6 protein-coding genes are annotated in these 6,762 nt (G+C 70.5%); 3 read left to right on the forward strand and 3 right to left on the reverse strand.

Annotated elements, in window-relative coordinates; genetic code table 11:
• Window positions 1-3: 3 nt before the first annotated feature.
• Window positions 4-1,308, reverse strand: coding sequence for an MFS transporter (locus ABD708_RS11530; protein ID WP_344754492.1), 1,305 nt, complete (start codon window positions 1,306-1,308; stop codon window positions 4-6).
• Between the two features lie 165 nt (window positions 1,309-1,473).
• Between ABD708_RS11530 and ABD708_RS11535 the strand changes: the two genes are divergently transcribed.
• Window positions 1,474-3,204, forward strand: coding sequence for a cation:proton antiporter (locus tag ABD708_RS11535; protein WP_344754494.1), 1,731 nt, complete (start codon window positions 1,474-1,476; stop codon window positions 3,202-3,204).
• 2 nt (window positions 3,205-3,206) lie between these two features.
• On the opposite strand, the gene ABD708_RS11540 is transcribed toward ABD708_RS11535, so the two are convergent.
• Window positions 3,207-4,085, reverse strand: a complete 879-nt coding sequence (locus ABD708_RS11540; protein WP_344754496.1) for an AraC family transcriptional regulator — start codon at window positions 4,083-4,085, stop codon at window positions 3,207-3,209.
• A gap of 146 nt (window positions 4,086-4,231) precedes the next feature.
• On the opposite strand from ABD708_RS11540, the gene ABD708_RS11545 reads away from it, so the two are divergent.
• Window positions 4,232-4,990 (forward strand): SDR family NAD(P)-dependent oxidoreductase, encoded by a 759-nt coding sequence (locus tag ABD708_RS11545; RefSeq protein ID WP_344754498.1) that lies wholly within the window; start codon window positions 4,232-4,234, stop codon window positions 4,988-4,990.
• Window positions 4,991-5,139: 149 nt separating this feature from the next.
• On the forward strand, window positions 5,140-6,624 hold the full coding sequence (locus ABD708_RS11550; RefSeq protein WP_344754500.1) for an amidase: 1,485 nt from the start codon (window positions 5,140-5,142) through the stop codon (window positions 6,622-6,624).
• A gap of 7 nt (window positions 6,625-6,631) precedes the next feature.
• Here ABD708_RS11550 and ABD708_RS11555 read toward each other — a convergent pair.
• On the reverse strand, window positions 6,632-6,762 hold a 131-nt coding region (locus ABD708_RS11555), incomplete at its 5' end, for an integrase core domain-containing protein (protein WP_344754540.1).

The following is a 6,762-nucleotide window of genomic DNA, read 5'->3' on the forward strand; positions in this document are numbered from 1 at the left end:
GGATCAGCGTGCGCCGCGGATGAACATGGTGCTCACCGCGCCGATCACGATGATCACCGCGCCGATGAGGAAGAGGGAGGTGTAGTTCGCGTCGCCGCCGCCGGCGCCGATGGCGAGCAGCGCCGGGGCGATCGCGGGGGCGAGGGACTGCGGCAGCGCGTTGGCGATGTTGAAGACGCCCATGTTCTTCGCGGCCTCGGTCTCGCGGTTCGGCAGCACATCGGTGACCAGGGCCAGGTCGACGGCCATGTAGGCGCCGAAGCCGAGGCCGAACAGCCCGGAGGCGACGTAGAGGAGGCTGGGGTGGCCGGCCAGCGCGAAGACGGCGAGGGCGGCGCCGGCGAGCACCGTCGCGATGACGACGAAGACCTTGCGTCGGCGCAGCCGGTCGGACAGCCAGCCGCCGAGGGCAGCCGAGACGGTGAGCAGGATCGCCTGCAGGACCATCAGGCGCAGCTGCCACGACAGGGCGGTCGCGGTGTCGAATCCGAACCGGTCCTGCAGATAGTAGAGCTGGTAGTTGTTGTACGAGGCGAAGCCGAACAGCATCAGGAAGCGCCCCAGCCATGCCCAGCCGAAGTCGGGGAACTTGCGGGGGCTGACCCAGAAGCCGGCGAAGAAGCGGCCCAGGTGGAACGGCTCGGCGCTCGCCTTGTCGAGCACGCGGTCGCGCAGCACGAGGGAGAAGAGCACGACGCCGATGAGGCCGAGCGCCGCGGGGATGATGATCATCCAGGCCGTGTTGATGCCGGCGCCCGCGAGCACCGTCGCGATGCCGATGCCGACCAGGGCCGAGACGTTCTGGCCCGTGCCGACCCAGCCGGAGACCTTGGCGCGCCGCGCCTCGTCCACCTGATCGGGCAGGACCGCCTGGAACGCGGCCTGCGCAGCGTTGAACGCGGTCTGCGCCAGCGCCCACCCGACGACGACCTGCCAGATCGCGCCGGCGAAGGCGATGATCACGAGTCCGAGGACACCGCCGACGACGCCGACGAGGAGCCACGGCTTGCGCATCCCGAATCGCGAGGTCGTGCGGTCGGAGAGCGCCCCTGCGATCGGGTTCGCCACGAAGGCGAAGAACGCCCCGACGCCGGTCACCACGCTCAGCGCTCCGACGCGGTGCGCGTCGTCGGTCAACGTCGAGACCTTGACCGCGAGGGTGCTGACGACCGGTGTCATGACGGCGATGTACATCATGAAGAAACCGACGACATACATCACGAGGACGCCGGTGCTGGCCGAAGCCGAGCGCGCTTCCTTGTGTGCAGACGGGCCAGGCGCAGTCGCCTGGCCAACTTGCACGTTCATCACTGAACTCCTCTGTCCGGCGGCCCACTCTGGCCGCGCTGGGACGAGGTTAACACCGATAACTGACCGAATGGTAAATATTCGGGATGCCTCGGCCGCGGCATCCCGAAGCGGTCCCTGCCGCCGCCGCAGTGGAACGCTCAGCTTCCTCATAGGCTGAAGGGTATGGAACTGGGCGTCTACGCGATCATCGGCGTGGGGGTCATCGTGGCTGTCGCGGCGTTCTCGCGCCGCCTCGGCGTCGCGGCGCCCATCATCCTCGTGCTCGTCGGCGTCGGCATCTCGTTCCTGCCGGGGGTGCCCGAGGTCGAGGTGCCGTACGAGGTGATCCTCGACGCGGTGCTGCCGCCCGTGCTGTACGCGGCTGCGCTGACCGTGCCGATCACCGATTTCCGGCGGAATCTCGCCCCCATTGCGAGCCTCTCGGTCGTTCTGGTGGCCATCACCGCGCTCGGCTCGGGGTTCCTGCTGTATGCGCTGCTGCCCCACCTCAGCCTTGCGGCGGGCATCGCGCTCGGCGCGATCATCTCCCCGCCGGACGCCGTCGCGGCGACCTCGATCGGGCGGCGCCTCGGCCTCCCGCCTCGGCTGCTCACGCTGCTCGAGGGCGAGGGGCTCGTCAACGACGCGACCGCCCTGGTGCTGCTGCGCTCGGCGCTCGCCGTGGTCGCGGGCGGCATCGGCACGCCGTGGCACGTGGCGACGGACTTCGGCTACGCCGTCGTGGTCGCGGTGGCCATCGGGCTGGCGGCGGGCATCGTGACGACGTGGGTGCGCTCGCGCTTCACGGATGCCACGCTCGACACCGCCATCTCGCTTGTCGTCCCCTTCGTCGCGTTCATGCCCGCCGAGGCGCTGAATGCCTCGGGTGTCCTCGCCGTGGTAGTGGCCGGGCTGTACGTCGGGGGTGTGGGGCCTCGCCGCCTCTCCGCACAGGCCCGCATCAACGAGCGCATCAACTGGGGCACGGTGCAGTTCCTTCTCGAGAACGCGGTGTTCCTCGCGATCGGGCTGCAGATCCGCTTCCTGGTGGACCACGTCAATCAGTCGGTGCTGAGCATCGGGGCATCCGTCGGCATCGGGCTGCTCGCCACCGCCGCGCTCATCGTCATCCGCTTCGCCTGGATCGTGCCGCTGCTGGCGGGCATGCGACGTGGCGTCGCCCGGCGCGAGAGACGACTGCTGCGGCAGTGGCTGTGGCTCGCGTATTTCCGCACCCACCCGGTCGCGAGACCTCGTGATGCGCGGCGGAAGCAACGCGCCGAGCATGACTATGCGCGTCGCCGCGCGGACCTCGACCATGACCGCGAGAGTCAGATCGATTGGCGCGGGGGCATCGCGCTCGGCTGGTCGGGCATGCGCGGGGTCGTCACCCTGGCGGCGGCCCAGTCGCTGCCGAACAGCATCCCGTACCGCTCACAGCTCATCCTGATCGCCTTCACCGTCGCGGTTGCGAGCCTCGTGCTGCAGGGCGGCACCCTGCCATGGCTGATCAAGCTGCTGCGGATTCCGGGAGTGGACAGCGACGCCGACGGGCGCGATGTCGCCCGCTTGCTCGACGAGGTCAGCGACGCGGGGCTCAAGGCACTCGACGATCCGCACGAGGCGCTCGGCATCGAGGGCGAGATCGACCCAGAGGTGCTCGAGCGGGTGCGCCAGAGCACCTTCCTGCGCTCCGAGGTTGCCTGGGAGCGCGTGCGGGCCTCAGACGTGCCGCTCGAGCAGCGCCCGCACCAGCTGTTCATGGCGCTGCGCCGGCTCGTCGTGGATGCCGAGCGCGAGAAGCTGGTCGAGGAACAGCGGCTCGGCCGGTATTCGACGCGGGCGCTGGCGTCGGTGCAGACGATGCTCGACCTCGAGGACACGAGGCTGCGCCCACCGCGCGCCGGGCACTGAGCTCACGGCCGCCGCGCGGCGCTCGCGTGCTCGCGCGGGCTCACGCCGAACTGGCGCTTGTAGTCGCGGCTGAACTGCGACGGGCTTTCGTAGCCGACGGCATAGGCGACGCCGGCGACATCGCTGCGGTCGGCGAGCAGCCGCACGCGCGCCTCCTGCAGGCGCAGCTGCTTCTGGAACTGGATAGGGCTCGTCGCCGTGACGGCGTGGAAGCTGCGGTGGAACGCGGACGGGCTCATGCGGGCGAGGGCGGCGAGGTCATCGATACGGATGCTTTCCGCGTAGCGCTCGCGGAGGTAGGCGACCGCGTGCCCGACGCGGTTGAGGCTGCTGTCGGCGAGGCCGAGTTGGCTGACGGCGGGTCCGTGCGGTCCGCGCAGCAGCAGCCAGGTGAGCTCGCGCTCGATCAGCGGAGCGAGCACGGGGAGGTCGGTCGGGCGGTCGAGGAGCGAGACCATGCGCGAGACCGCATCGAGCACGTCGTCGCTCAGAGGGGCGACATCGACGGCGGATGCCGCGCCGCGGGAGCCCTGGCGCACGGCTGCCGCGGCGGAGTGCAGCAGCAACTCGGCGACCAGCGCCGGCTTGAGCGTGAGAGCGAAGCCCAATGCCGGTTCCTCGGGGGTCGCATCGAAGAAGCTGCCTACGGCGGGCAGATCGATCGATGCGACGAGTGACTGGCCTGGCCGGTACTCGTGTACCCGGTCGCCGACCGCGAGTCGCTTGCCGCCGCGCGCGAGCAGTACGAACACGGTGCCCGTCATGTCGAACTCCGGCGGCCCCGCCTGGCTCGTGGCGGAGATGACGGCGGCGTCGCCGATCCATGTCTGGCCGCGCGGAGCATGGCGGACGATCAGCGCGCCGAGACGTGTGAGGTCCATAGTCGATAGTGAAGCATCCGTCTGCCTCATTCATTGCAATGAAAGCAGAATCAGGCAAGAATCCGACGCGATCGTTCTACGCGATGGAACCGTGCTCGCGTTGACTTCGTATGTCATCAGCAATGTGCAGACAGGGAGTCAAGAAGATGAGTGTTGCCATCGTCATCGGGGGAAGCGCGGGAATCGGGCAAGCGGCGGCAGTCGCGCTCGCACGCCAGGGACGCGGGGTGATCCTCACTTACCGCGGGCATCCGGAAGGCGCCGCAGAGGCGGTCGCGTCGATCGAGGCGGAAGGCGGGCAGGCGGTCGCGCTGCCGTTCGACGTCGGCGACTCCGCGTCATTCCCGGCGTTCGCCGAGCGCGTGCGCGCCGTGCTAGCCGAGACCTGGCAGACCGACCGCATCGACGCACTCGTGAACAACGCCGGCATCGGCGAGGTCGCGCTGCTGGGTGAGATCACCGACGAGCACTACGACCGACTGAGCCGGGTGCTGCTCAAGGGGCCGCTGCTCCTGACGCAGGCACTGCTGCCGCTGATCCCCGACGGGGCGGCGATCGTCAACACCACGAGCAGCTCGACGCACGCGACGGGCGCGACGCCCGGCTACTCGGTCTACGCAGCGATGAAGGGCGGCCTCGTCGTGCTCACGCGGTACCTCGCCAAGGAGCTCGCGCCGCGCGGCATCCGTGTGAACTCCGTCTCACCCGGCGTGACGCGCACCCGGCTCGGCGGCGACGCGTTCGAGAAGTACCCCGAGCTGATCGCCCCGCAGGCCGCGCGCACGGCGCTCGGCCGCATCGGCGAGCCGGCGGACGTCGGCGACGTCATCGCCTTCCTCACGACCGATCAGGCACGCTGGATTACTGGGCAGGACATCGAGGCGTCCGGCGGCTGGGACCTCTGACGCGCCGTCACCGGCGCCGCTGGTTGCGCTACTCGGATCCGCAGTGCGCTTCGCGGATCCGAGGCGCGCAAAGCGGATTTCGATAGCGCACGTGCGCGGCCGAACGCGCGGGCACAACGATCATGCGGGCTCGGTGCGAGAGTGGGGGAGTGAGCGACGATTCCGGCGACTTCTCCGAGCTGCATGAGTACACCGCCCTCGAACAGTGGCAGCTGCTGCAGAGCGGGCAGGTGAGCCCGGTCGAGCTGACCGAGGCGTACCTCGAGCGCATCGAGGCGGCGAACGACCGGCTGGGGGCGTTCGTCACCGTCACCGGCGAGGCGGCGCTCGAGCGAGCCCGGTTCGTCGAGACCTCCGTGCCGAAGACGGCACCGCTGTGGGGGCTGCCCTTCGGCGACAAGGACCTCTGGAACCGGGCCGGGGCGCCGACCGGCTACGGCTCCCGCGCAATGGCGGGCTACGTGCCCGACGTCGATGACGAGCAGGTCGCGCAGCTCGACGCGGCGGGCGGCATCAGCCTCGGCAAGACCGCGGCGCCGGAGTTCGGCATGCCGAGCTACACCGAGACGCTGACGGCCGGACCGGCGCGCAACCCGTGGCAGCTCGATCTCAACGCGGGCGGCTCCAGCGGGGGCGCGGCGGCCGCCGTGGCCGCCGGCCTGCTGCCGTTCGCACCGGGGTCCGACGGCGGCGGCTCCATACGCATTCCCGCGGCGGCATGCGGCCTCGTCGGGCTGAAGCCGGGCCGCGGGCTGGTGCCGGCCGGCAGCGGGCTCGCCTCGCCGGACGGACTCGTCGTCAACGGACCGATCGCGCGGACGACGGCGGATGCCGCGCTGCTGCTCGAAGGCATGATCGGGCGCCGCCCCGACGGCGTCATCGACCATCACTACGCGGTGCGCGCCGCCGGCGGCGATGGGCCGTTCCTCTCCGCCGCCGTGCGCGGCGAGCTCGACGACGGCACGAAGCGGTTCCAGCTGGGGGTCATGACGAGTTCGGCGTGGACGTACGAATATGCGGGTATCGAGGTCTCACCCGAGGCATCCGCCGCCCTCGAGGCCGCCGTGACGGCGCTCGCGGAGCTCGGCCACGGCATCGAGCAGACCGAGCTGCCGCCCGACCCGACGTACGCGCCCGCGTTCCGCGACGTGTGGCAGGGCGGTGCGGCGGCGCTGCCGCTCGGCGACGAGCAGCTCGCGCTCACCGAGCCGCTCACCCAGTGGCTCGTCGCGGAGGGCCGCGCCCTCTCGGCGCGGCGGCTGGCCGAAGGCCTGCGTGCGCTGCGGGCGTTCGAACGGAGCTTCATCGCGCGCTTCGCCGCCTTCGACGCGATCGTCACTCCGACGCTGGCGATGACGCCGCGGCCGAACGGCTGGTACGACCAGAACGACCCGGCGCGCAACTTCGAGCAGCAGTGCCGCTACACGCCGTTCACCTCGATGGTGAACGTCTCAGGACTGCCCGCCATCACCGTGCCCGTCCACCAGACCGAGCCGACGGCGGATGCGCCGGCCGGCCTGCCCATGGGCGTTCAGCTCATCGGGCGGCCGGGCGGTGAGCGCACCCTGCTGGCGCTCAGCGCGCAGCTGGAACGGACGTTCCGCTGGCGCTTCCGCCGTCCGCCGGTGTGGTGAGGCTCCGCTAGGTGTGGTGTCCGGGGAGGTTGGTCAGTCTGGTGACTGGTGGCTTGCCTCCGAGGGCGGAGTGGGCTCTGTGGTGATTGTAGAAGTGCAGCCAGGCCGGTAGCGCCTCGTCGCGTTGCGTGGTCGAGT

It is taken from the genome of Gryllotalpicola koreensis, assembly GCF_039538185.1.
Classification (GTDB): Bacteria; Actinomycetota; Actinomycetes; order Actinomycetales; family Microbacteriaceae; genus Gryllotalpicola; species Gryllotalpicola koreensis.